Consider the following 21,706-nt stretch of genomic DNA (forward strand, 5'->3'; position numbering starts at 1 on the left):
ATTGCTATGTTAGTGGTTATCTGGGATTTTGATGGGGTGATCTTTGATAGCATGCATTTAAAGTGTGAGGGCTTTAAAACGCTCTTTAAAGAGCATGCAAAGGCAAATCAAGAAGCATTAAAGGCTTTTGAAGATTACCACTATGCAAGTGGTGGGATAGGCCGCGCTGAAAAGATCGCCTATTTTTATAACTACATTTTAAAACAACCCCTAAAGGCCACCCAAATACAAACCCTTGTAGATGAATTTGGACAAATCATTACCAAAGACCTTTTTTCAAAAGAACACTTAAATCAAGATGTGTTGCATTTTATTAAAGCCCATTATCAAAACTGCACTTTTCATATCGCCTCTGCGGCCTTACATAGCGAGTTACAGATTTTGTGTGAATTTTTAGGCCTCTTGCCCTATTTTAGAAGCATTGAGGGTAGCCCTCCTTCTAAGGCTAAAGTTTTGGCTAATTTGAAAACCACCTATGGTTACACAAGTCAAGAAATGCTTTTAATTGGGGATAGTAAAAGCGATTATGAAAGCGCACGGGTAAATAACATAGGCTTTCTAGGCTATAACAGCGCACTTTTACAAGATATGCTCCCACAGGCCTATATCACAAGTTTTCAGGGGCTAGATTTAAAGACTCTAGCTAAGAAAGCTGGCTTAAATCAATTTTAACATCACATCTTTCAATGGTACTAAGACGGTGGGCAATTACAAGTAAAGTTTTATCCTGCGCAATGGCATAAATTTCATCCATGATTTTTGTTTCTGTAGAGGTGTCTAGGGCTGAAGTGGCCTCGTCTAAAACTAAAACTTCAGGATCATCATAAAGCGCACGGGCAATACCGATGCGTTGTTTTTGCCCCCCGCTTAGATTAATCCCCCCCTCACCTATGCGACTCTCTATTCCATTATGTGTACATAAAAAATCATAAATACATGCCCGCTTGCACGCCTCAATCACTCTTTTTTCATCTAAGGGGCTACCACAGGCTACATTGTCTGCTACAGTGCCATCAAAGAGGTAGATACTTTGCGGGATATAGCCTATTTTTTGCCGCCAACTGCGGATATTTTGAGAATCAAGGGGTTTTTCATCAATAAAAATTGTGCCTTTATTCGGGTAAAGAACCCCTATGATGATGTCTACAAGGGTGGATTTGCCACAGCCACTAGGGCCAATAAAGGCAACCTTTTGCCCCTTTTTTATCGTGAGGTTGATATTTTGTAAAATGGGGTGGCTTCTTCTATAGGCAAAGTAGATATTTTGCAAAATGATATTTTTAGAAAAGTACAAGGGCAAATCCCCCTCCTCTTGAATGGGGCGCTTGAGTTCTCTATAAATATTGGTGATCGCATGCTGGTTATAAAGAATGGTGTTAAAACAGCCTAAAATTCTGCTAATAGAGGGGAGCATGCGATAAAGCGCTAAGGCATACATGGAGATAATGGGTAAGACCATTTTAGCATCGCCGTATTTGTGTAGTACATAAACTACCGAGAGAATAAGCAAGCTAAAACCCACAGTCTCTAAAAATTTAGTAGGAATGGCTTGCAAAGTCTGTGTGGTGGTTTGGATTTTAGCGCGGCTTAAACTGCTTTGACTAAAGTCGCTATGGGCTTGTGGAAGCTTATCCTTGATCTTTGTGATTTTAAAGTTTTGAAAAAATTTGTGAACCACCACATCAGCGCCAATGTTAGAGGTGGTGATTTCCTGCCCTTTTTTTTGGATAATCTTAGCAACATACTTACTAATAAAAATCACCTGTAAGATCAAAATCACACTCAAAACAAGAGTCATTTTCCAATTAGTCAATACAAGCATGCTGTAAAGAAAAAGAATGGTGGTGATCTCTGTAAAAATACCAATCAAAGCGCCAAAGCTTTCTAAAACTTGGGAACTTTTGCTGTTAATGGTGTTTCTAGTTTGGTTAGCATCCATCGTGATGTGTTCTAGGTAGGAGATTTTTAAATAACGCATGAATAGTTGTTGGGCTAAATCGTGGCCTTTATGGGAGCTAAAGCGGGTATAAAGGTAGGTAAAAAGCAAAGAATAGCCCATGCGGAAAAGATAAAGCCCTACTAGCATAAAAGCAAAGAGATAAGCAAAATGCAAAGGACTTGAAAAGTGTAGCGCCTCATAGATAGCATGGCCATAGCGGTTAGAAAGGATAAGATCAGGGGAGCTAGCAAGGGTGATAAAGGGCATGATCATGCTAATAGAGAAAGTTTCTATTGTGCTTAAAAGAATAGAGCCTAAGGTGAGCCAAACTAATGTCTTTTTGTCTCTTCTGTTGGTGAGGGCAAACATTTGAGAAATGGTGCGTAAAAAAACCTTGATAGTACCGGGGTGCTTTCTTTTCAAAGATCGTCCTTAATGAGAAATAGCAAAGATTATACTTGATCCTTGATTATTTAGATAGATTAGTCTATAATCCGCCTTTCGGTTTTACCGAAAATCCAATCATATTTGAAGGAGTTTTTGATGTTAGTAACCAAGTTAGCCCCCGATTTTAAGGCCAGTGCGATTTTACCTAATAACCAAGTAGATGAGCATTTTGAGCTTTCTAGAAACTTAGGCCAAAATGGCGCCGTACTTTTCTTTTGGCCTAAAGATTTTACCTTTGTTTGCCCTTCTGAGATCATCGCCTTTGATCACCGCGTGAAAGAATTTCACAAACGCGGTTTTAATGTCATTGGTATTTCTACAGATACTGAAGTGGTACACTTTGCTTGGAAAAACACCCCTGTAGAAAAGGGTGGGATTGGACAAGTTTCCTTCCCTATGGTAGCAGATGTTACTAAAGACATCGCTAGGAGCTATGATGTTTTATTTAACAATGCCATTGCACTGAGGGGATCTTTTCTCATTGATAAACACCAAAGAGTACGCCATGCTGTGGTCAATGACTTCCCACTAGGCCGTAATGTAGATGAAATGCTACGGATGGTTGATGCGTTAATTTTCTTTGAAGAACATGGTGAAGTTTGTCCTGCAGGCTGGCAAAAAGGTGATGCTGGCATGAAAGCCACCCATGAAGGCGTGGCTGAATATCTCAAAGAACACGCTAGTAAACTCTAATTAGTTGTTTAAGGCTGTGGGGAGTGTTTCCCCTTAGCCTTATGATTTTGCGTTGCCCTTGATTTTTGTTAGTAAAAGCCCCCCTTTGTCTATCAAAACTTAAGCAAAACACGCTGGTAAAAATTTTGGAGGTATCCATGCAAAATTTTATTGAAAAGGAATTTTTAACCCATATCCAAATAGCCCAAGAAACTTTAAAAACCTTAGTTCAAGAGATAGAAAAAGTTGCACTCTATTTAATAGAGACGCTTAAGCAAAGGCATCAAATTTTAATTTGTGGCAATGGCGGGAGTGCAGCAGATGCGCAACATTTCGCAGCCGAGCTCACCGGACGCTATAAAAAAGAGCGCGCTGGGTTAGCTGCCATTGCTTTAAGTACGGATACTTCCGCACTCACAGCCATTGCTAACGATTATGGTTATAATTTTGTTTTTGCGCGCCAAGTGGAGGCTTTGGGCAAAAAAGGGGATTGTTTGGTGGGTATTTCTACGAGTGGTAATTCTGAAAATGTGCTTTTAGCGCTTAAAAAAGCCAAAGAGTTAGGACTTAGCACCTTAGGCATTAGTGGGCATCAGGGAGGCAAGATGCGCACTCTGTGTGATTTTAATCTCATCGTGCCTAGCACAGATACCCCTAGAATCCAAGAGATGCATATTTTGATGATTCATTTGCTTTGCGATCAAATAGAAAAGGCGTTTTGTGAATAGAGTCGTTTTAGATAGCCGCTTTTTTCTCATGTGGCTAGTGGGCGTTGTAGCTAGCTTTTTCTCTGTAGAGGTGCAGGACTGGGGGGGGGTTACATGTAGTCAAAGTTTGCTTTTATAGCTTTATTGTTTTTTATCCCTTATACTTTCTACTTAGTTTTATCCCCTATCCACGCGTTATAACCTTTCTTAAAAATACCCTGCTCATTTTAAGCTTAATTTTTGCCTTTGTGGATTTTTTTGCCTCTTGGTATTTTCACATGGGTTTTACCCCTTCTTTAGTGAGTACGCTTTTAAACACTAATGTTAGAGAAAGCCATGAGTTTTTGATAGGCTTTATCAATTCTCTAAGACTTGTTCTAGTTGTGGGACACTCAAAGAGGATTTAAGCCTAAAGGATAGGGTACTTAATTGCCACTCTTGCAGCCTTTCTTTGGATAGAGATTTAAATGCAAGCATAAATATACACAGAGTAAGGGCTCAACTCTTAGAGTAGAGGCTGTAAGACCCGCCTAGCGTTCAAGCCTTGATGATCCTCTCAATCCCGCAAGCTTAACGCTATGGGGGGTATGTTAACCCATATTGAATTTGATCGTGAGAAAATTAGAAAAGATTTTGGAAGTTTTGCCTAAATTTGCTAAGGCTTATAAAATTAGTTTTGGTATTCTTAGATACCGCCTTGATAATCCTTTCTACAACAGAATGTTGGTTTCAGATAAAGCCTTTGAAGCCTTTAGATCAATGGAGGCTGACGGCTACGCGCGCATTTTTGAAAGTTCTTTTAAGCAACAAAATGCTAGACTCTAAATCCTTAATGAGTTTGGCCTAGTTGGTAATCCTTCATGCAATACAGCTAGGCCTTAACCCTTGTTAAATCCTTTTCAAAATTCCATAATGCGCTATCTTAAAATAAGGATAGCACATGGAAAATCTCCCTAATTTATCCCCACAAGATAAGGCTATTTTGCAGGCATGCAAGGATTACTACCTTGATCAAGGTGCGCAAGACCCAGAGATAGAAGTTGATGAGGAGGAGGATGAGGCACTTAGCAGTGGGGAATATAAGGAAGAAAGAGAGGGAGAATATCAATGAGTGATCAACAAGCGATCTTAGAAACTAGCGGTAAATGTGAGCCTAATATTAGTTATGCGCTCATTGAGGCTAACCGCGTGAAAGATATTTTCAAGGGAAGTAGTCTACCTAGCTATAACGCACAACAAATAAAATTATTTGCCCTCCCTGTGGGGGAGGAGTACAAGTATGCTATTGGACAAGCGCTTAATGAAAGCGGACAACTTGAGGAGCTCAGCCTAGATCAAGCTAAGGCTATGCAAACTAGCAAAGTTATAAGTGCCTTTGAGCTAGAGGTGGCTAGAGTGCAAAAGGAATATATCCCCTTAGATGAAGTGCTAACCTATGAGTTGCAGTACCAAGAGGCGTTAGCAGGAATTAGTGCAGATACTCCCTTTATTAACGAGTTAGCTAAGGTTAAAGGTGAAGATCGCGCTGATCTGATCAATAAAATTAAGACTAAACATGAGGCTTACACCACTAAACTAGCTACACTACTAGGCTTGAAAGCTAAGGCCGTTAAGCAAATTGAAAACGCTAGCAACTTTGAGGAAGTACTTAAGATCAACTACAGCGCCCCTACAGAGGAACAACCTACCTAAATAAATGCCTTTAGTCTTTGATAGAGGCGATAAGAAATATAAAGCTTATGTGCGGGATTGGACAGCGCATTATAAAAGGCTTTATTGTGAAACACGGGATAACTACAATCTGCTCATTGATGACTATACTTGTGAATGTAACGCAATTAGAACAGCTAAGGCAAAGGCTGATGAACACTTTCAGGTATTTGTTGATGCCTTTAGTGGTGGCAATATTGGTAATATCATCGCGGCATTTATTAGCGCCATTGTAGGTATAGGCTTAGCTATATTTACCGGTGGGACTAGTCTATTAGCAACTATTGTTAGCACAACAGCGGCTGTAACAAGTGCGCTTACCGGCATTGTTGGAAGTATTGCTATGGGGGTGCTTAATGAGAATTCTAAGAATGCTATTAGATACTATCAAAACACAACTAGCAACATTGGTATCGCCACGCAGATAGCCAAAGGCCAAACAAGCTGTAAGACCCTATCATTAATAAAGTATGCAATATTTGTATTTTGCGCTATAAAGTCTTTAACTTGCATATAGGCTGTAAGACCCGCCTAGCTATCAAGCTTTGATGATCCCGTAATCCCCTAGCTTTTAGCTATGGGGAGTATGCCAAAAGAGCAAACCGCCAATTCTACATAAGCATAGTATGCCAATCAAGATGGCCGCGCTCGCGGTGTGCTAAGCGTGTTTTAAGGCGTTTTTCTATACACTCCCCCAAGAACAAGTATAAAAGGTAGGGACATGACAGGAGAGGAATTAAAAGCCTACATAGAAAAATACATGCCTAAAGAATTACGGGGCGTTACTTTTGAGGCTGAACCGCAATTTTATACCCGCTTAACAAAAGCTTCTTTTATCTACTTCAAAGGTAAACACGCTGGGGAGTGGAGAGCCAAGCCGAGGAGCGCAAAGTAAGACAATATGTACTAAAGCACGTGGGCGGCTTTGATCTCACCAAAAGAGGCCACACAGAGGCAGAAAAACGCCAAATGGTACAATTCCTATGGAGTACGCAGCGTGATTTTGCGATCGCAGTAGTGGTACGCATTCTTTTAGAAAGTAGGGGCTTATGAAAAACTTGAAAAGCCTAGACATGTTGACAATCTAGTATTAAAGCTAACCCGCTGGATGAAAAGGGATAAGCTTGATCCAATCAATGGCCTAAAAACAAAACCCCGCGACATGTCAAAATACCGCAAGATTAACCCTGATCTAGTGCGTGAAGCTATTCTAGCAATAGGCAGCAGTGCCCCGCGCAAGGGCTATAAAGCCTACTACAACTACTACATGGAGCGCGAAAGAGAAACACGGCCTGACTTCAAGCATAGCTTTAATATTTTCATGTTGTGGTGTGATCGGATTATCAAGAGTGATAAGAAAGTACAAAGCGTATTGTTAGCGCAGTATCTAAGAAAAAAAGACATTTTGAAGGCCGTTAATAACGGGACACGCCTTAACTGGTAGCCCACGCTCAAGGCTAGGAGTTTAGCAGGCTGTAGCGCCTCCGCTCTAGCAGACTACCGCCACACAGCGCGGGGCTATTTTTTAACCCTGATTTGTTTTTTTTAGTTTCACGCCCTAGCTAATCTACTTAAGCTAAATACTCTTTAGCCCTATTTAACAGCCATTCAATGGGCGTTGAATATTCAACAAAAAGCGTTGAATAACCATTAAATAGCGTTGAATAGGCGTTTACTAGCGTTGAAAAATTTATATTTTTGTTGAGGTACAGCTCATTCTAATCGCACTATTCAACAAACTTAAGCGCTTTTCAAATGCGATTCAATGCGCATTCAATCCCACTTGAACGCGCCTAGATTTAGCAGTTTGTGGCGCTGATAGTCTAAACCGCGCCTATTTAAACGCGCCTAATCTTGCGCGCTCTTTTTGCTTTTTGGCATAGATCAAGCGCAAACGCTGGCCGCCATAAATGGCGCGCAACTCCTCCAATTTGTAAGTCTTGAAAGTCTCAAAACCTAGCGCCGCCCTCATTGCCAACCACTAGGGATATAGCCCGCGTTATTAATCGGGCGGTAGCGCTCATTGGCTTCTGTAATTTGTTTCTCATAGACTTTGCCTAAACCAACAAGTAACTTAGTGGTATCTTGTTTAGTGAAGTAGCGCGAATTTTTCTTACACACATGTAAACAAAACTCTTCTAACTCTTGCAAGCCCCACCCTAATTCTTCGCAATACGATCTAACTTTGCGGGCTTGTTTGGGTGTGGGGGCAGATACGCCGCTTAGATTTTTAGAACTAGGCGTTTCAAAATACTCATTCAAAAAACTAGCCCATTCATTGTTTGCATGCATGCGCTTATACACCGGGTGCACATGGATTGACTTGAGTAGAAAGAGTCTGTACTTCTTTTGTTTTTGCGTCATGTCTAATCTTAGCAAAATGCGCAAAAAGTGAGCTTAAAACATCTTATTCTTTGGTTATGCAAGTTGTGATCTCACCTATCGGACAAATTAGTGGCATTGACGGGCGAACTTTTAAAATTGAATCAAAAGTTTATGAGACCCTAAAGGCTAATAAAATAGATTTACCGATTGAATTAGACCACACAGGCCCCGCGATTGGCTGGATCAAAAATTCTAGTTTAGTGCTTGAGAATGATCAAATTTTAGGACAGGCTGATTTTAACAAGGCCGGACAAGCCGCCCTTAAAGATCGCGCCTATCGTTATCTTAGCCCCACTTATTTAGTTGATGATGATAATAATGTGATCACAATTACCGGGCTAGGTTTGGTTAACAAGCCAAATATTCTAAAACAAGCGTTAAATTCACTACAAGGAGCATACATGAACGAACTACCCGAAGAAACAGAAAACACAGAAAACACAGATCAAGACTTTGATCTTAAGCTTGAGATTGAAAAATTCAACACCCGTTTAAGCGGCATTGAATCGCAATTAAACGAGGTTTTAAGCGCGATTAAGGAACTTAAAGAGAACAAAGAGGACAAGAAAGAGGAGGAGCAAGAGGAGGATGAGGAGGCCACGCTAATTGAAGCCCACCAAAGTGTACTAAAAACGCTTGAGGAAAACAACTCCGTTTTACCAAAACGCGTGCCATTCTTAAAAAAAATGTGCGGGGCTAATGTGTTCCCGCGCTTTGTTGAGTTATACCAGCTTGAAGCCAATAGCCTCTATAACACTAAAAAGATCAAACTAGACAAAGTAGAAACTAGCTACAAGTATTAGCTTACTAGATTTTTTTGGATAAATATTTCTACTTGCTCTTGTAGATGTTTGAGGTCTTTGGAATTATCTAGCACAAAGGGAGCTAAAGATTTTTTAAACTCTATATCTAATTGGGCACTCAGGCGCTTTTCTATCTGTTCTAAATCTAAATGGCTATCTCGCTTTTGTAGGCGCTCTATTTGTAAGGCTCTGGGTGCATAAACAAGCACGATCTGAGAAATCCCATAGTTTTTAATCCCCTCAATTTCATAATAAAGCGGAATATCTAAAAAATAAGGCTTATTGTGCTTTTCTAATTCTTGCGCACTTTTAAGCATTTGTTCGCGGATTTTAGGGTGCAAAAAGGCCTCTAATTTGGCGCGGGCTTCTTGGTTATTAAAGATAAGCGGGGCGAGTTCTTGACGGCTAATGCTTTGCTTATCTGTAAATATTTTTGCGATCTCTTGATTATGCGCTTCAAAGAGTTCATGTGCAATTTTATCTGCATCTAGTACACTAAACCCATGCAAACTTAAAAGATTACCCGCTGTGCTCTTGCCTGTGGCTATCCCTCCGGTGAGTACAAAGGCATGTTTCAATTCTTTAAAAGCCCTTTGTAGGTTGGATAAAACCAGTTAGGCTGGGCAAAAGCGGCTTGGTGTAGTGTGGCATTATAGTGCCTCAGATCTTCAAGCATATCTATTTTTTGTAAGATCATATCTGCCTCTGGGTGGAAATGTTTGGAGGCAAAGAGAAAGTAAGCAGGTGTTAAGGAATAGGGGTTAAAAAAGGGCATGATCACTGCAAAAAAGGGCGCTAGTGCCTCTAAAGTGTTTTTAAAATTTTGCTGTTTTAAGAGTGGGTGGTAAGAGGCACAGATTAAAATCCCTTGCATGCTTAGCATGCGTTGCAAACCATCTATTTGGTGGGCATTTAGTGGACTTAGAGAAATGATCAGATCGTACTTTTTAACCTCTAAGTCTAAAATTTGGCTGTAGTGCTTAAAATGAGGGTGATCACGGGTTTCTTGGAAGTGTGCAAAAAAAGGCGCGAGGGCTTCTAAAATTCTATACTCCTCTTGCACAAAATCCACCTGCAAATCATGCTTAAAGAGCTCAAAGGCCATTTCTAAATCAAACCCCCCCACTACAAGTACATTTTGCCCCCCAACAAGCACGCAAGCCCCCACATGGGCGAGTAATTCGCTTTGCATAAAAGAATCCTTTTGTACAAATAACGCCTCTTGTGATCCGCTAACACGCCCTATTAGCCCTAGTTCTTCATTTTCAAGCACCTGTAAAACACACGCCTTACCCCTAATTTCTTCTAAAAGAGAACCTTCTAAATGTTGTTGCATTTAAAATTCCTTGCGTGGGTCTTGAGCCCCATACATAATGTGGCTTTTAGAATCAATAACAATAGCATTTACATCTCCCATGAGTGGTTTAACCACAACCTTATAGCCCATTTTCTCTAAATTTTCCTCTACATCTTTTACCATTCCAAAGGGTTCGGTGCGGATTTCATCCGGTAGCCACTGCATATGAAAGCGCGCAGCCCCCACAGCCTGCGAGATATTCATGCCATGATCAATAACATTACTAATCACTTGTAGTACCGTTGTGATGATACGCGCCCCGCCCGGACTGCCCACCACCATAAAGACCTTATTATTTTTAAGCACAATAGTAGGCGACATAGAACTAAGAGGCCGTTTATTAGGCTCTATTGCATTGGCATCTCCACCTATGACCCCGTAGAGATTTGGCGTACCTGCCTTAATAGAAAAATCATCCATTTCATCGTTGAGTAAAAAGCCCGCTTTATTAATAGCTGCTGCACTCCCATAAGAGGCATTAATTGTGTAGGTAATACTCACCGCATTCCCCCATTTATCAGCTACAGAATAGTGGGTGGTGTTTTGCCCTTCATGGAGTTGTCCTAAGCCCGGGTGAACTTGTGTACTAGGGGTGGCCTCGTTAGGTTTGATATTTTCATAGATTTTTTTAGCATAGGCCTTACTAATGAGCTTTTCAAGCGGAATATTCATAAAATCTGGATCGCCCATGTAAACCGATCGATCCGCATAAGCTTGGCGCTCGGCTTCGGCCATGATATGGATTGTTTGACTCGAACCAAAGCCTAAATCGTGGATATTGGTATTTTCCATTGTGTTTAAAATTTCAATTAGATGCGTGCCTCCTGAACTAGGCGGTCCCATTGAGATGATTTTATAACCTCTATAAGTACCCACCACCGGTTTGCGCCACACCACTTTATAACTAGCTAAATCTTTTTTAGTGATAATCCCTCCGTTTTTGCGCATATCCTCTACGATGAGATCGGCTATTTTGCCGCGATAAAAGGCAGAGGGGCCTTGATCTTTGATAAGAGTGAGGGTTTTAGCTAAATCCTTTTGTACGAGTAAATCCCCAGCCTTATAAGACACCATTCCTTTTTTTAAAAAGTATTTACGGCTACTAGCATACTTAGAAAGGCGAGGCTTTGCCTCTAAAATCGTCTGCCCTTGTCTTTCTGTAAGCCTAAAACCATTTTGGGCTAGCTCTATTGCTGGTTCTATCAAAGTTGCCAGTTTACGCGTGCCATATTTTTCTAACATTGCACTTAAACCCGCCACAGTGCCCGGCACCCCTGCGGATAAATAGCCATCGGTGCTTAAATTAGGAATCACTCTTCCATTTTTATCTAAATACATGTTTTTACTAGCCTTCATAGGCGCTTTTTCGCGAAAATCTAGGCTAATATTTTCGCCATTAGCTAAATGGATTAGCGCAAAGCCACCCCCGCCGATATTGCCTGCTGCTGGGTGTACTACTGCTAAAGCATAGCCAATAGCCACCGCTGCATCAATGGCATTACCGCCCTCATCTAAGACTTTTTGCCCAATTTTATCTGCTAAAGGATGGCTGGTTAGTGCTAAAGCTCTGCCTTTAATAGGGGGCAAAGTGGCTGCAAAAATAAGCCCTAAACCCAGCATCACCACTAAAAATAAACGACCCACCATGATCTCCTTAGATTTTAAAAAATACGCTGATTTTAGCATAAGTTATTTGAGAAACCTGCTTCTTTAGGCTATAATGCTGCATTAATCCTAAAGGTGTGCCCTTGACTCTTGCGCTTAAATACCGCCCCAAGCATTTCAAGGATTTAATCGGACAGGAAAGTGTTTCTAACACTTTAAGCTTAGCTCTTGATCACGCGCGTTTAGCCCATGCGTATTTGTTTAGTGGTTTGCGCGGGAGTGGTAAAACTAGCACAGCACGCATTTTTGCGCGGGCTTTGCAGTGTGAAAAAGGGCCTAGTAGTATACCTTGTGATAGCTGTTTAAATTGCCTAGATGCCCTTAAAGATCGCCATTTAGACATCATAGAAATAGATGGCGCGTCTAACCGGCGGATTGAAGATGTACGCAATATCATTGAACAAACCAAGTATAAGCCTAGCTTAGGTCGTTTTAAGATTTTTATGATTGATGAAGCCCACATGCTCACTAAAGAGGCATTTAATGCGCTATTAAAGACCTTAGAAGAACCCCCCGCGCATGTCAAATTTATTTTAGCCACCACCGACCCGCATAAATTACCCGCCACTATTTTAAGCCGTACCCAACATTTCCACTTCAAAAAAATCGCCCCTAAAGCCATTGTACAACGCCTCCAATCTATTTTAGATCAAGAGGGGGTTTCTTATGAGCAAAGTGCTTTAGAGATACTAGCTAGAAGTGGGGGGGGGAGTTTACGAGACACTTTAACATTAAGCGATCAGGCCATTAGTTATACCAACCAACATATCAGCGCGCAGGGTGTAAGCCAAATGCTTGGCATGGTAAATACACAGATTTTAGAGGATTTTTTTAAGGCTATAGTGGAGTGTAAAGAAGATGTTTTAAAAGACAAGTTAAAAGTGTTAGAAGAGTATGAAATTTCTATGGTTTTAGAGGAAATGGGGGTTTTTTTAAAAGAGGCGGTACTACAGGGCCGTTTTTCTTTAAAATTATCTAGCCTCTTTATTGAGATTTTAGCTAGGGCTAAAGAGCTTTTGTACTGGGGAGCAGATGGGGGATTTGTACTAGCCCTTAGCGCCCTTAAAATGCAAGCTAGCCAAGAAACCAACACTTCTTTAACAACACCACCCCCTCAACCTAGCCCACAAGAATTATTCACTCAACTTATTAAACAACTCTACCAAGATAACCAAGAGTTGGGTAAAGTTTTTGAGCGATTCATTACATTTCACTCTTTTTCTGAGGGTGTTTTAAAATGGCATTCTCGTGCAGATGAGCCGGCTAAAAAGATTTTAAACCAGCATTACCATAGTTTGATCGAACCATGTATACAAAAATTCTATGGTAAAGGGGTGAAAATAGAGGCTGTTAAAGTGCAGGCTAAGCCAGAAACAGGGATTGGCCACGCGTTTATGCAAGATCACCAAGAGCTAATGAAAGCCATGCAGGAGAATTTGGGTACTACAGATTGTGAGGTTGAGGATAGTTAATGTTAGACATGCAGGCTAATTTGAATCAAATTGATCAAGTTGTACTAGCCTTAGAGGAGTACACCCAAACTCTTCCCTGTATCTTTTTACTACAAGGCGATCTAGCCAGTGGTAAGACAACTTTAATCCAACATTATTGCAAAGTCTTAAACGCCCCTCTAGCCACTTCGCCTACTTTTACTCTCTTGCATGTTTATCAATCCCCTACTCTTTGTATCTACCATTATGATTTTTACCTTAAAGAAGTAGAGGAGTTATTCACTTTAGGCATTTTAGAAAATTTAGAGCAAAAAGGGGTGCATTTTATTGAGTGGGGAGGAGAGGCTCTACACTCTTTATTGCGCTCTTTTGGGCTTGATCTCTTTATTTTGAGTTTAAAGCGCACGCAACATACATGCCATTATAAGTTAAGACATGGATAAATTAAGAGCGGAGAATCTAAGCAAACAGATTAAGAAAACAAAAATCGTCTTTGATGTTTCTTTGGAAGTAGAAAGCGGGCAGGTGGTGGGTTTACTTGGGCCAAATGGTGCAGGTAAAACCACGACCTTTTATATGATTTGTGGTTTGTTACAGCCCAGCGGAGGCAAGGTGTATTTAAACGATCAAGACCTCTCAAGTTATCCCTTGCACCAGCGATCTAACATGGGCATAGGTTATTTACCCCAAGAGTCAAGTATTTTTAAAGATTTGAGCGTACAGGATAATTTGATGCTAGCAGCCCAAACCACTTTTAAAACTTCTAAAGAGGCCTCTTCTAAAATTGAAGAAATGCTAGAGGCCTTTAATATTCAAGGGATTAAGGATCGAAGGGGTATGTCTTTAAGCGGAGGGGAGAGGCGGCGAGTAGAAATTGCTAGGGCGTTGATTAAAAACCCCAAATTTATTTTATTAGACGAGCCTTTTGCGGGGGTTGATCCTATCGCGGTGTTAGATATTCAAAAGATCATTGAGCATTTAGTGGAGAGAAAAATAGGCGTGCTTATCACCGATCACAATGTACGCGAAACTTTAAGCGTGTGCCACCGCGCGTATGTGATTAAAAGCGGTACTTTGCTAGCCAGTGGCAATAGTGCCCAGATTTATGAAAATGCCTTAGTGCGTAAATACTATTTAGGCGAGCATTTTAAGGCTTAATATGGGATCACTACGCGCTAGATCTTTACTTAAAAATAAACTCTCTGCAACTTTAAAAAGCTGGTTACCCATTTTACAAAGCGATCCTTTAGAGCTTGAGGAAACTTTGCAGACTTGTGCTAAGGATAATCCCTTTGTGCATGTACAAAGTGGCTTACAGGAGGATTTTAGCGCGTTTAAATCCAAGATACAGCGCCCTTATTCTTTAAAAAGTGCTTTGGGCACTAAAATAGAAATGTTAAGTACCTATTCTAAAACTTTATATGAAAGCTTGCATGAGCAAATCCTCCCCCCTCTTTTCCCAACGCCTCTTTCGGTACAAATTGCTAATGACATTATAGATAATCTCAATAGCGAAGGGTATTTTGAGGGTGATAGTACGGTGCAAGCTATGCACTTAGGGGTGAGTGCTAAAACCTATGAAAGTGTACGCCAGCGCTTTGCTTATTTAGACCCCCCGGGTATTGCTGCATGCAATATACAAGAGAGTTTTTTATTCCAACTAGATCACCACGATGAACTAGATACGCCCATTTATGATCTTTGTATCAAAATTATCCACAATTTAGAAGATCATAAAAATTTTAGCCATTTATCCCATTACACAAAGGCTATGCAAATCATCACTTCTTTTAAAAATCCTCCCGCCCTAGATTTTAAAGAAAATCTACCCCCCGTCATTCCGGATATTTTAGTGCTTGAACAAGAGGGAAACATTTATGTACAACTCAATGATAGTTATTACCCAAAGGTGGTGATAGAGCAAAAGCATATCCAGGAAAATAGCGCCTATTTGCGTGAAAAACTTAAAGAGGCTAGGGATTTAGTAGATGCCTTACAAATGCGCCGGCAAACTATCCAAAAAATTGGCTTAATGCTAGTGGAGTATCAGTACGATTTTTTTAAAGGAAAAGCCATTAAGCCTATGCGTTTGGTAGATATTGCCAATGAATTTGGCTACTCGGCTAGCACGATCTCTAGGGCAATTTCTAATAAGTATTTAGCATGCTCGCGGGGGGTTTTCCCAATTAAAAGCTTTTTTACCACCGCCTTAGAGGGGGATATTTCTAATGCCTCCATTAAAGAATTTCTTTTAGAGTTAATTAAAAATGAAGATCACCAACAACCCATGAGCGATTTACAAATCCTAAAATTAGTAGAACAAAAATTTGGGCTAAAAATGGTACGCCGCACCATTACAAAGTACCGCAAACTTTTAAACATCGCTAGCTCTTCAGAACGCAAAAAACTTTACCGCCTATCTCTCTAACTAATTTTGGTGGAAAATCCCACTTTAGCGGGTGATAGAGAGTACCCTTAGGCTAAAAATATCTTTATTAGGTACTTTGTTGTTTTTTACGCATTTGTTCAATATGGGCAACTTGAGCAAAAACAATCGCCACTGCTTCAAAGAGCACCTTAGGAATCACCTCATCTACATCCACCTCTTTATAAAGTTCACGGGCTAGGGCGGGATTTTCTATAATTTCTACCCCATGTTCTCTAGCAATGCCTTTAATGCGGATGGCTAAGTGATCAATGCCCTTAGCCACCACCACAGGAGCCGGATCTTTTTCCTCAAAGCGCAAGGCAATAGCATAGTGGGTGGGGTTAGTTACAACCACATTAGCGCTAGGAATAGCTGCCATCATCTTGCTCATGGAATTTTTAAGCATGAGTTGTTTGATTTTAGCCTTCATTTCAGGGTTACCTTCTTGTTGTCTGTACTCATCTTTGATCTCTTGCTTGCTCATTTTTAACGACTGGATATACTGCCTGCGTTTGAGTAAAAAATCTAATAAAGAGGTGATTAAGAATAAAAATAACAAACTCGCAATAAGTTCTAAAGCCTTACTCCTAAACCACAATGCCTGATCTCTAAAGTTAAACCGCGCCACCCCGCCTAACTCATCTATAAACGAATACACCAGTACAAAACCTAAAACAAAGGCAATACAAACCTTAGCTGTGATGAGTAGCCCCTCTAAAAGCCGCTTGAGACTAAAGAGATTTTTAAAGCCATGGATGGGGTTAATTTTCATCCATTTAGGCGCAACAGCCTTAGGGCTAAATAAAAAGCCAAATTGCAACACATTAGATAAAAACGCCACTAAGGCTAGCAAACCAAGAATGGGTAATAAAATCCATAAAATATCTTTGAGTAATTGCAGCGCAAGAACATGCAGGTTATGGGGCGTGAAATCTAAAGCCATGTAGTGTAAAGATTGTCTAAACATGCTTTCAAAGCCATCTAACCAAAATTTAAAAAGAGCAAAGACCCCCCCAAAACCAGCTAATAAGCCTAAAAACCCTAAAACCTCTATACTTTTAGCAACATTGCCCTCCTCACGGGCTTTTTCAATCTTTTTAGCTGAGGGGAGTTCTGTTTTTTCCTCATCTGTCATGGTTATCCTTTAAATGCGCTAGGGCGTTTTGGTAATCTATATAGGTGTTGCAGTTACTAAACTCTAAACCCTCCTCTACCTCTAGGGCTAAACCCCGAGCAAGGATTTGGCGCATGGGCGTATTGATCTGTAAGTGTTGTAAAACCTCTAGCATGCTAGGTTGCCAACACCCGATTAAATAAAAGGTTTGTGCACTTTTAGCATAAATCACGCCTGCTTGAGAGATACAAGCACAGAGTGCATTAATCGTTTTCTGGCCTACAAGGGGCATATCTACTGGGAGAATAAAAATACTTTGCTTAAGTGTTTTAAGAGCGCTATAAACTCCAAGTAAGGGGCTAAACAGATTAATCTTTTCATCTAAAATATAGTTAGCTTGGAGTGCATAGGGTTTTTTAGCGCTGATATAAACTTGGTTAAAAAGACGCGCCATTTTAGCATGTTGGTAGGCCAAAAGGCTAGGATAAGTGCCAAAGGGAAGCAAAGCTTTATCTTGTTGTTTTCCTTGAACCTGCATGCGCGCGCTTTTGCCTCCGGTTAAAATCACGCAAGGAATATCTAGCATTCTAAAACCCCCATTTTTTGTACTAGTTTTTTAAAATCCTCTAAATGCACTTCAAGCTCTTGCCTGCGCTTGATAGAAAGTTTAATAAAATCCTGCTCTTTTTCCATGCCCACAAAAGATCGCCCCAAAAGATTAGCCGCAATGCCTGTACTGCTCGATCCACTAAAAGGATCGCCAATTAAACTTTCTTCTGTACTAGCCATTAAAAGCAGGCGTAAAAGCAGATTTAAGGGTTTTTGGGTTGGGTGCTTGCCACATTTCTTTTCAAAAGATGCAATGGAGGGCAGAGTCCACACATCGCGCATTTGTTTACCTTGATTTAACGCTTTCATGCGCTCATAGTTAAAGATATGGGCATGTTTAGGGCTTTTTCTAGCCCATAAAATCTGCTCACTCGCATGCACTAAAGTACGGCAGGAAAAATTAGGCGGGGGGTTGCTTTTATGCCAAGTGATTGTATTTAAAAGTTTAAAGCCTAGAGTTTGTAACGCCAGCCCCAAAGAAAAGAGATTGTGCTGGGTGGCGCTGATTAAAATAGAGCCACTGGGTTTAAGCGCCTCTTTGGCAAGCCTAAGCCATTCTAAATTAAACGCATGGATTTGATCAATTCCCTCTAATCGATCCCAACTGCCTTTATTCACACTTACAATCTGACCGCTTTCAATGGTGAGGCCATTATTAGAGAGAAAATAAGGCGGATCGGCAAAGATTAAATCAAAGCACTTTGGCATATGTGCCAAGATTTCTTTACAATCGTTGTGGTAGAGAGTGAATTTAAAATCTTTGCTTACAAAAATGGGTTGAGGTTTTGAGTTCATCTAGTAGCCTTTCTAACTGACTTAAATTATAAATACACACATTCTTATAAGCTTCCTCAAGCTTATTTTGAGCGCTAAGCCACCCTTGCCCATCTGTGATCCAAATAAAGCGTTTCTGTGCGTGTTTTTTAAAGTGTGAGGCAAGTTCTTGATAAGCTCTGGCCACCTCATTAAGTTTACTCCCTCCACTGCTATAAAAATTACACTCTATAAAATAAATCATCTGAGCCCCAAAAATCACAAAATCAAATCTTTTAATATCCTTACCAAAACTCCGATGCAAATCCTCAAACTCCTTTATACTCACTTGTGTTTTAAAATTTAGCCCCGCTTGCTTAAAAGTATGTTCTAAATATGCCTCCATTAATAAGCCACTGCGATTTTTACGCGCCTATCTAGTCCTACTTCAATACCAAAAATAAAATCCTCTAAATTGTGGATATGCCCCGAACTTAAAATATCTAAAAACCCACTTTCTTTTAAAAAGGCACAAATCCCCGTAGCACTATCTAAATAACTTTATAAAACAACTCATCAAAGCCTTAGAAAAACGACGGATAGAAAAAATTAAAGTTATGGGTGTGCAAGAAATAGAGGCCTATACTCAAGTAATAGATCAATAAAGTTAAATTTAAGGGGCATTAAATTCTTATTTAAAAGGTGTTTAACCCCGCTTAAATGAGAGTGTGGTTAAAAATTTTAAAACATTGTATCAAGACTTTAAAAACGAGAGTATAAAAAAGCTAAAAAGTCTAAAAAGAGGCCTAAGAGGAGTTAACACGGATTAAAGAGCTAGGGTGTTATAATCACTCATTCCAATAAAGGACTTCCATGATCACCCCAAAGACCCTGAGTGGCTTTAAAGATAGACTGCCTAAAGAGGCGATGGCTAAGGGCGCGGTGCTAGAAAAATTAGCCCGCGTGTTTAGAAGTTTTGGCTTTGTACCCATTGAAACCCCCCATTTAGAATACGCTTCCATTCTCACACAAGAGGAAAGCGAGATTCAAAAAGAACTCTATCTTTTTAAAGATCATGGAAAACGAGAAGTGGGTTTGCGCTTTGATCAGACCGTGCCTTTAGCCCGTTTTATCGCCCAACATAACCATGTTTTAGGCCTGCCCTTTAAGCGTTATGCGATTGGCAATGTCTTTAGGGGGGAGCGTGCACAAAAGGGGCGTTACCGGGAGTTTACCCAGTGTGATTTTGATTTTATCGGTAGCTCTAGTTTGTTATGCGATAGCGAGATTATCCAAGTGATTATTGCGAGTTTAAAAGCCCTAGATTTAGAGGAGTTTTGTGTGTGGATCAACCACCGCAAAATTTTAAATGGCCTATGCCAACATTTTGGTTTGCACACTCAGGAGGAGATCACCGCCTTTTTAAGAATCATAGATAAGCTAAATAAAATTGGAGAGCAAGGCGTTATCTTAGAACTCAAGGCCTGTTTTCCTCTCATGGATTTTCAAGCCTTCCTAGAAATTATCAACACCAAACAACAAGAAGACCCCCTAGAATTTTTTAAAAGTGTGGCCTATCTTAAAGCTTATAACCCCACTTTAAAAGAAGGGTTAGAAGAATTAGAGGCGCTTTTTAAATTATTACTCTCTTTAGAGATCAACCCCGATCACTTTAAAATAGATTTTTCTATTGCTAGAGGGCTTGGTTATTACACAGGTATTGTCTATGAAACCACCCTTAACCAGCTAACAAGTTTAGGTAGCATTTGCTCAGGGGGGCGTTATGATAATCTTTCTAAAAGTTTTAGTCTTAAGAATTTTCCGGGTGTGGGCGCGTCCATTGGTTTAGATAGGCTTTTAGTTGCCCTAGAGGAATTAGAACTAATAGAAAATAAATCCACTAGCGCTAGGGTATTAGTGGTGTGCATGGATGCAAGCCACTTTAGTTATGCAAGCCAAATAGCCCAAAATTTCCGCCAAAGTGAAATCAATACCGAACTTTACCCAGAAATTGGCAAGCTCAAAAAACCCTTTAGTTATGCTAACCAAAAGGGGCATGAATTTGTGGTGGTACTAGGTGAGGAAGAGGTGCAAAGAGAAACTTTAACTTTAAAAAACATGACAACAGGTGTACAATTTAACCACTTGAGTTTTTTAAGGGTTTTAGCGATGGTAAAAGAATGAAAACCTATAACATTGCCTTAGTGGGTGCTAGTGGTGCGGTGGGTGCTGAGATTATTTCTGTTTTAGAGGAGTATCAATTCCCCATAGGTCACTTTTACCCCCTAGCTAGTAAACGCAGTGCCGGGCAAAAAATCAAGGCCTTTCAATCAGAATACAGCATTTTAGAAACCACCCATGCTAGTTTTACCGGTATTGACATTGCCTTTTTTAGTGCCGGTAAAAGTGTGAGTGAGGTTTTTGCGCCTAGTGCGGCTAAGATAGCTTTAGTGATAGATAACACTAGCCATTTTCGTTTACAAGAGGATATTCCCTTAGTTGTACCTGAAGTGAATATCCGAGATTTAAATCACTGCCCTAAAAATATCATCGCTAATCCTAATTGTTCTACGATTCAAATGGTGCAGGTTTTAAACCCCTTGCATGAAGCCTTTGGCATTACACGGGTAGATGTGAGTACTTATCAAGCGGCTAGTGGAGCGGGTAAACGAGGGTTAATTGAATTACAAAACCAAATGGCAGGCGATCAAACTTGTGAGGTTTTCCCCCACCCTCTAGCTTTAAATGTAATTCCTCAAATTGATGTCTTTTTGCCCTCTGGTTATACTAAAGAAGAAATGAAAATGGTGCACGAGAGTCATAAAATCATGCATGCAGATTTTCCAATTAGTGCAACTTGCGTACGAGTCCCCGTGCTTAGAAGCCATAGCGAAAGCCTTAGCATTCATTTTAAACAAGAAGTACAAGCCACTCAAGCTAGAGAAATTTTAAAGAAGTCGCCTAATTTAGTGATCATAGATGATCCTAGCAAGGGTTTATATCCCATGCCCATTACGGCTAGTTGTTCTGATCAAACCTTTATAGGGCGTATTAGAAATGATTTATTTGATTCTAAAATTTTGCATTTATGGTGCGTAGCCGATCAATTACGCGTAGGGGCAGCCACTAATGCGGTAAAAATTGCCTTAGAGTGGATTAAAACGCATCGCTAGGGAGTTGTTTAAGGGTTTGGAGTACTTCTGAAAAATTGGGTTTTGTGATGCCATGTTTTTTTAGATAGTCTTCATCTAGTCTTTTCCAGATAAAGGTTTTACCAAAGAATCCGCGCCGATCTAAACTTGGTAAAAACTTTAAATCCCCATTCTTTTTTTGTTTGATCTGTACATAGTAGGTACGCCCGTCATAAAAATTATAAGCCCGCCCCCCTGTGTAGGTATCCCCACATGCACGGGTTAATTTGTATAAAAACACCGTCCCCTTATCACTACGGTTACGCAAAGCCGGGTTTTTATTATAAATATCTTTATTGGCTTTAGAACCATCTACATTGGCAATTCCATAGGCATAATACTTATCCCCATATTTAAAAAATTCCACATAAGAGGCTTTCATGTATAAAAAAGCTTGGGTTTTATAAATGCCATCTAACTCAGCCAAAAGGGGCGTGATAGCACCCGCGCAAAACAAACAAAACCACTTCATACA

At 40.2% G+C, this 21,706-nt stretch carries 27 protein-coding genes and 2 pseudogenes; 18 read left to right on the forward strand and 11 right to left on the reverse strand.

What is annotated here, in order from left to right:
- Positions 1-672: an HAD family hydrolase gene (locus G6Q06_RS04365; protein ID WP_163565849.1), complete on the forward strand. Its 672-nt coding sequence runs from the start codon at positions 1-3 to the stop codon at positions 670-672.
- On the opposite strand, the gene G6Q06_RS04370 is transcribed toward G6Q06_RS04365, so the two are convergent.
- Complete coding sequence (locus G6Q06_RS04370; protein ID WP_163565850.1) at positions 644-2,308, reverse strand: ABC transporter ATP-binding protein/permease; 1,665 nt, start codon at positions 2,306-2,308, stop codon at positions 644-646. The two genes, G6Q06_RS04365 and G6Q06_RS04370, sit on opposite strands and share 29 nt — an antisense overlap.
- 174 nt (positions 2,309-2,482) lie before the next feature.
- Here G6Q06_RS04370 and G6Q06_RS04375 point away from each other — a divergent pair, with 174 nt between their 5' ends.
- The 10 genes and pseudogenes from G6Q06_RS04375 (at position 2,483) to G6Q06_RS04415 (ending at position 6,919) form a co-directional block, all read left to right on the forward strand.
- A complete protein-coding gene (locus tag G6Q06_RS04375) occupies positions 2,483-3,079 on the forward strand; it encodes a peroxiredoxin (protein ID WP_163533299.1) in 597 nt (198 codons plus the stop codon).
- A gap of 137 nt (positions 3,080-3,216) precedes the next feature.
- The gene (gene gmhA, locus G6Q06_RS04380) at positions 3,217-3,786 is read left to right on the forward strand and encodes a D-sedoheptulose 7-phosphate isomerase (protein ID WP_163565829.1); all 570 of its coding nucleotides are present in this window, start codon (positions 3,217-3,219) and stop codon (positions 3,784-3,786) included.
- Positions 3,779-3,904 (forward strand): hypothetical protein, encoded by a 126-nt coding sequence (locus G6Q06_RS08740; protein ID WP_275896951.1) that lies wholly within the window; start codon positions 3,779-3,781, stop codon positions 3,902-3,904. The genes gmhA and G6Q06_RS08740 overlap by 8 nt, the downstream gene beginning before the upstream one ends.
- Before the next feature lie 264 nt (positions 3,905-4,168).
- Positions 4,169-4,279 (forward strand): annotated as a pseudogene (locus G6Q06_RS08570) (zinc ribbon domain-containing protein); the annotation flags it as partial.
- An 86-nt stretch (positions 4,280-4,365) separates the two neighbouring features.
- Entirely contained in the window at positions 4,366-4,590 is a 225-nt protein-coding gene (locus G6Q06_RS04390; RefSeq protein ID WP_163534085.1) for a hypothetical protein, read from the forward strand.
- A gap of 115 nt (positions 4,591-4,705) precedes the next feature.
- On the forward strand, positions 4,706-4,876 hold the full coding sequence (locus tag G6Q06_RS04395) for a hypothetical protein (protein WP_163534086.1): 171 nt from the start codon (positions 4,706-4,708) through the stop codon (positions 4,874-4,876).
- Entirely contained in the window at positions 4,873-5,457 is a 585-nt protein-coding gene (locus tag G6Q06_RS04400) for a hypothetical protein (protein WP_163534087.1), read from the forward strand. The genes G6Q06_RS04395 and G6Q06_RS04400 overlap by 4 nt, the downstream gene beginning before the upstream one ends.
- Positions 5,458-5,461: 4 nt before the next feature.
- Positions 5,462-5,992 carry a hypothetical protein gene (locus G6Q06_RS04405; RefSeq protein WP_163534088.1) on the forward strand — a complete coding sequence of 177 codons (531 nt, stop codon included), beginning with the start codon at positions 5,462-5,464 and terminating at the stop codon, positions 5,990-5,992.
- A gap of 204 nt (positions 5,993-6,196) precedes the next feature.
- Positions 6,197-6,370 (forward strand): hypothetical protein, encoded by a 174-nt coding sequence (locus tag G6Q06_RS04410; protein WP_163534089.1) that lies wholly within the window; start codon positions 6,197-6,199, stop codon positions 6,368-6,370.
- A gap of 213 nt (positions 6,371-6,583) precedes the next feature.
- On the forward strand, positions 6,584-6,919 hold the full coding sequence (locus G6Q06_RS04415; protein ID WP_163534091.1) for a hypothetical protein: 336 nt from the start codon (positions 6,584-6,586) through the stop codon (positions 6,917-6,919).
- A gap of 390 nt (positions 6,920-7,309) precedes the next feature.
- Here G6Q06_RS04415 and G6Q06_RS04420 read toward each other — a convergent pair whose 3' ends face one another.
- Together G6Q06_RS04420 and G6Q06_RS04425 are read right to left on the reverse strand one after the other, a co-directional pair.
- Positions 7,310-7,447, reverse strand: a complete 138-nt coding sequence (locus tag G6Q06_RS04420) for a hypothetical protein (RefSeq protein ID WP_163534092.1) — start codon at positions 7,445-7,447, stop codon at positions 7,310-7,312.
- Positions 7,444-7,839 (reverse strand): hypothetical protein, encoded by a 396-nt coding sequence (locus G6Q06_RS04425; RefSeq protein ID WP_163565830.1) that lies wholly within the window; start codon positions 7,837-7,839, stop codon positions 7,444-7,446. The genes G6Q06_RS04420 and G6Q06_RS04425 overlap by 4 nt, the downstream gene beginning before the upstream one ends.
- Before the next feature lie 56 nt (positions 7,840-7,895).
- Between G6Q06_RS04425 and G6Q06_RS04430 the strand changes: the two genes are divergently transcribed.
- Positions 7,896-8,663 carry a phage protease gene (locus G6Q06_RS04430; protein ID WP_163565831.1) on the forward strand — a complete coding sequence of 256 codons (768 nt, stop codon included), beginning with the start codon at positions 7,896-7,898 and terminating at the stop codon, positions 8,661-8,663.
- Here the strand turns inward: G6Q06_RS04430 and coaE are convergent.
- From coaE to ggt, 3 genes are read right to left on the reverse strand one after another with little or no spacing between them, the layout of a single operon-like run.
- Positions 8,660-9,277, reverse strand: coding sequence for a dephospho-CoA kinase (gene coaE, locus G6Q06_RS04435; RefSeq protein ID WP_163565851.1), 618 nt, complete (start codon positions 9,275-9,277; stop codon positions 8,660-8,662). The two genes, G6Q06_RS04430 and coaE, sit on opposite strands and share 4 nt — an antisense overlap.
- On the reverse strand, positions 9,238-9,999 hold the full coding sequence (locus G6Q06_RS04440; protein ID WP_163565832.1) for a spermidine synthase: 762 nt from the start codon (positions 9,997-9,999) through the stop codon (positions 9,238-9,240). The genes coaE and G6Q06_RS04440 overlap by 40 nt, the downstream gene beginning before the upstream one ends.
- A complete protein-coding gene (gene ggt, locus G6Q06_RS04445; protein ID WP_205435876.1) occupies positions 10,000-11,667 on the reverse strand; it encodes a gamma-glutamyltransferase in 1,668 nt (555 codons plus the stop codon). It lies immediately after the preceding gene.
- Between the two features lie 80 nt (positions 11,668-11,747).
- Here ggt and dnaX point away from each other — a divergent pair, with 80 nt between their 5' ends.
- The 4 genes from dnaX to G6Q06_RS04465 are packed head-to-tail and all read left to right on the forward strand — an operon-like array spanning position 11,748 to position 15,564.
- Positions 11,748-13,157: a DNA polymerase III subunit gamma/tau gene (gene dnaX / locus G6Q06_RS04450; protein WP_163565852.1), complete on the forward strand. Its 1,410-nt coding sequence runs from the start codon at positions 11,748-11,750 to the stop codon at positions 13,155-13,157.
- Positions 13,157-13,579, forward strand: a complete 423-nt coding sequence (tsaE, locus tag G6Q06_RS04455) for a tRNA (adenosine(37)-N6)-threonylcarbamoyltransferase complex ATPase subunit type 1 TsaE (protein ID WP_163565834.1) — start codon at positions 13,157-13,159, stop codon at positions 13,577-13,579. The genes dnaX and tsaE overlap by 1 nt, the downstream gene beginning before the upstream one ends.
- Positions 13,572-14,294 carry an LPS export ABC transporter ATP-binding protein gene (gene lptB / locus G6Q06_RS04460; protein ID WP_006564056.1) on the forward strand — a complete coding sequence of 241 codons (723 nt, stop codon included), beginning with the start codon at positions 13,572-13,574 and terminating at the stop codon, positions 14,292-14,294. The genes tsaE and lptB overlap by 8 nt, the downstream gene beginning before the upstream one ends.
- Position 14,295: 1 nt before the next feature.
- Entirely contained in the window at positions 14,296-15,564 is a 1,269-nt protein-coding gene (locus G6Q06_RS04465; RefSeq protein ID WP_163565835.1) for an RNA polymerase factor sigma-54, read from the forward strand.
- Positions 15,565-15,631: 67 nt separating this feature from the next.
- On the opposite strand, the gene flhB is transcribed toward G6Q06_RS04465, so the two are convergent.
- From flhB to G6Q06_RS04485, 4 genes and pseudogenes are all read right to left on the reverse strand, one after another.
- Positions 15,632-16,699: a flagellar biosynthesis protein FlhB gene (flhB, locus tag G6Q06_RS04470; RefSeq protein WP_163565836.1), complete on the reverse strand. Its 1,068-nt coding sequence runs from the start codon at positions 16,697-16,699 to the stop codon at positions 15,632-15,634.
- Entirely contained in the window at positions 16,689-17,264 is a 576-nt protein-coding gene (locus G6Q06_RS04475) for an NTP transferase domain-containing protein (RefSeq protein WP_163565837.1), read from the reverse strand. The genes flhB and G6Q06_RS04475 overlap by 11 nt, the downstream gene beginning before the upstream one ends.
- Positions 17,258-18,082: a DNA-methyltransferase gene (locus G6Q06_RS04480; RefSeq protein ID WP_163565123.1), complete on the reverse strand. Its 825-nt coding sequence runs from the start codon at positions 18,080-18,082 to the stop codon at positions 17,258-17,260. The genes G6Q06_RS04475 and G6Q06_RS04480 overlap by 7 nt, the downstream gene beginning before the upstream one ends.
- Positions 18,039-18,583, reverse strand: a pseudogene (locus G6Q06_RS04485) (DpnII family type II restriction endonuclease); the annotation flags it as partial. The gene G6Q06_RS04480 and the pseudogene G6Q06_RS04485, both read right to left, overlap by 44 nt.
- Positions 18,584-18,913: 330 nt before the next feature.
- On the opposite strand from G6Q06_RS04485, the gene hisS reads away from it, so the two are divergent.
- Together hisS and asd are read left to right on the forward strand one after the other, a co-directional pair.
- A complete protein-coding gene (gene hisS, locus G6Q06_RS04490) occupies positions 18,914-20,224 on the forward strand; it encodes a histidine--tRNA ligase (protein WP_163565838.1) in 1,311 nt (436 codons plus the stop codon).
- A complete protein-coding gene (gene asd / locus G6Q06_RS04495; protein WP_163565839.1) occupies positions 20,221-21,213 on the forward strand; it encodes an aspartate-semialdehyde dehydrogenase in 993 nt (330 codons plus the stop codon). Before hisS ends, asd begins: the two co-directional genes overlap by 4 nt.
- On the opposite strand, the gene G6Q06_RS04500 is transcribed toward asd, so the two are convergent.
- Entirely contained in the window at positions 21,197-21,703 is a 507-nt protein-coding gene (locus G6Q06_RS04500) for a DUF2147 domain-containing protein (protein WP_006564589.1), read from the reverse strand. The two genes, asd and G6Q06_RS04500, sit on opposite strands and share 17 nt — an antisense overlap.
- Between the last annotated feature and the right edge of the window lie 3 nt (positions 21,704-21,706).

The sequence above is a fragment of the Helicobacter suis genome (assembly GCF_902196135.1).
In the GTDB taxonomy this organism is placed as follows: Bacteria; Campylobacterota; Campylobacteria; order Campylobacterales; family Helicobacteraceae; genus Helicobacter; species Helicobacter suis_A.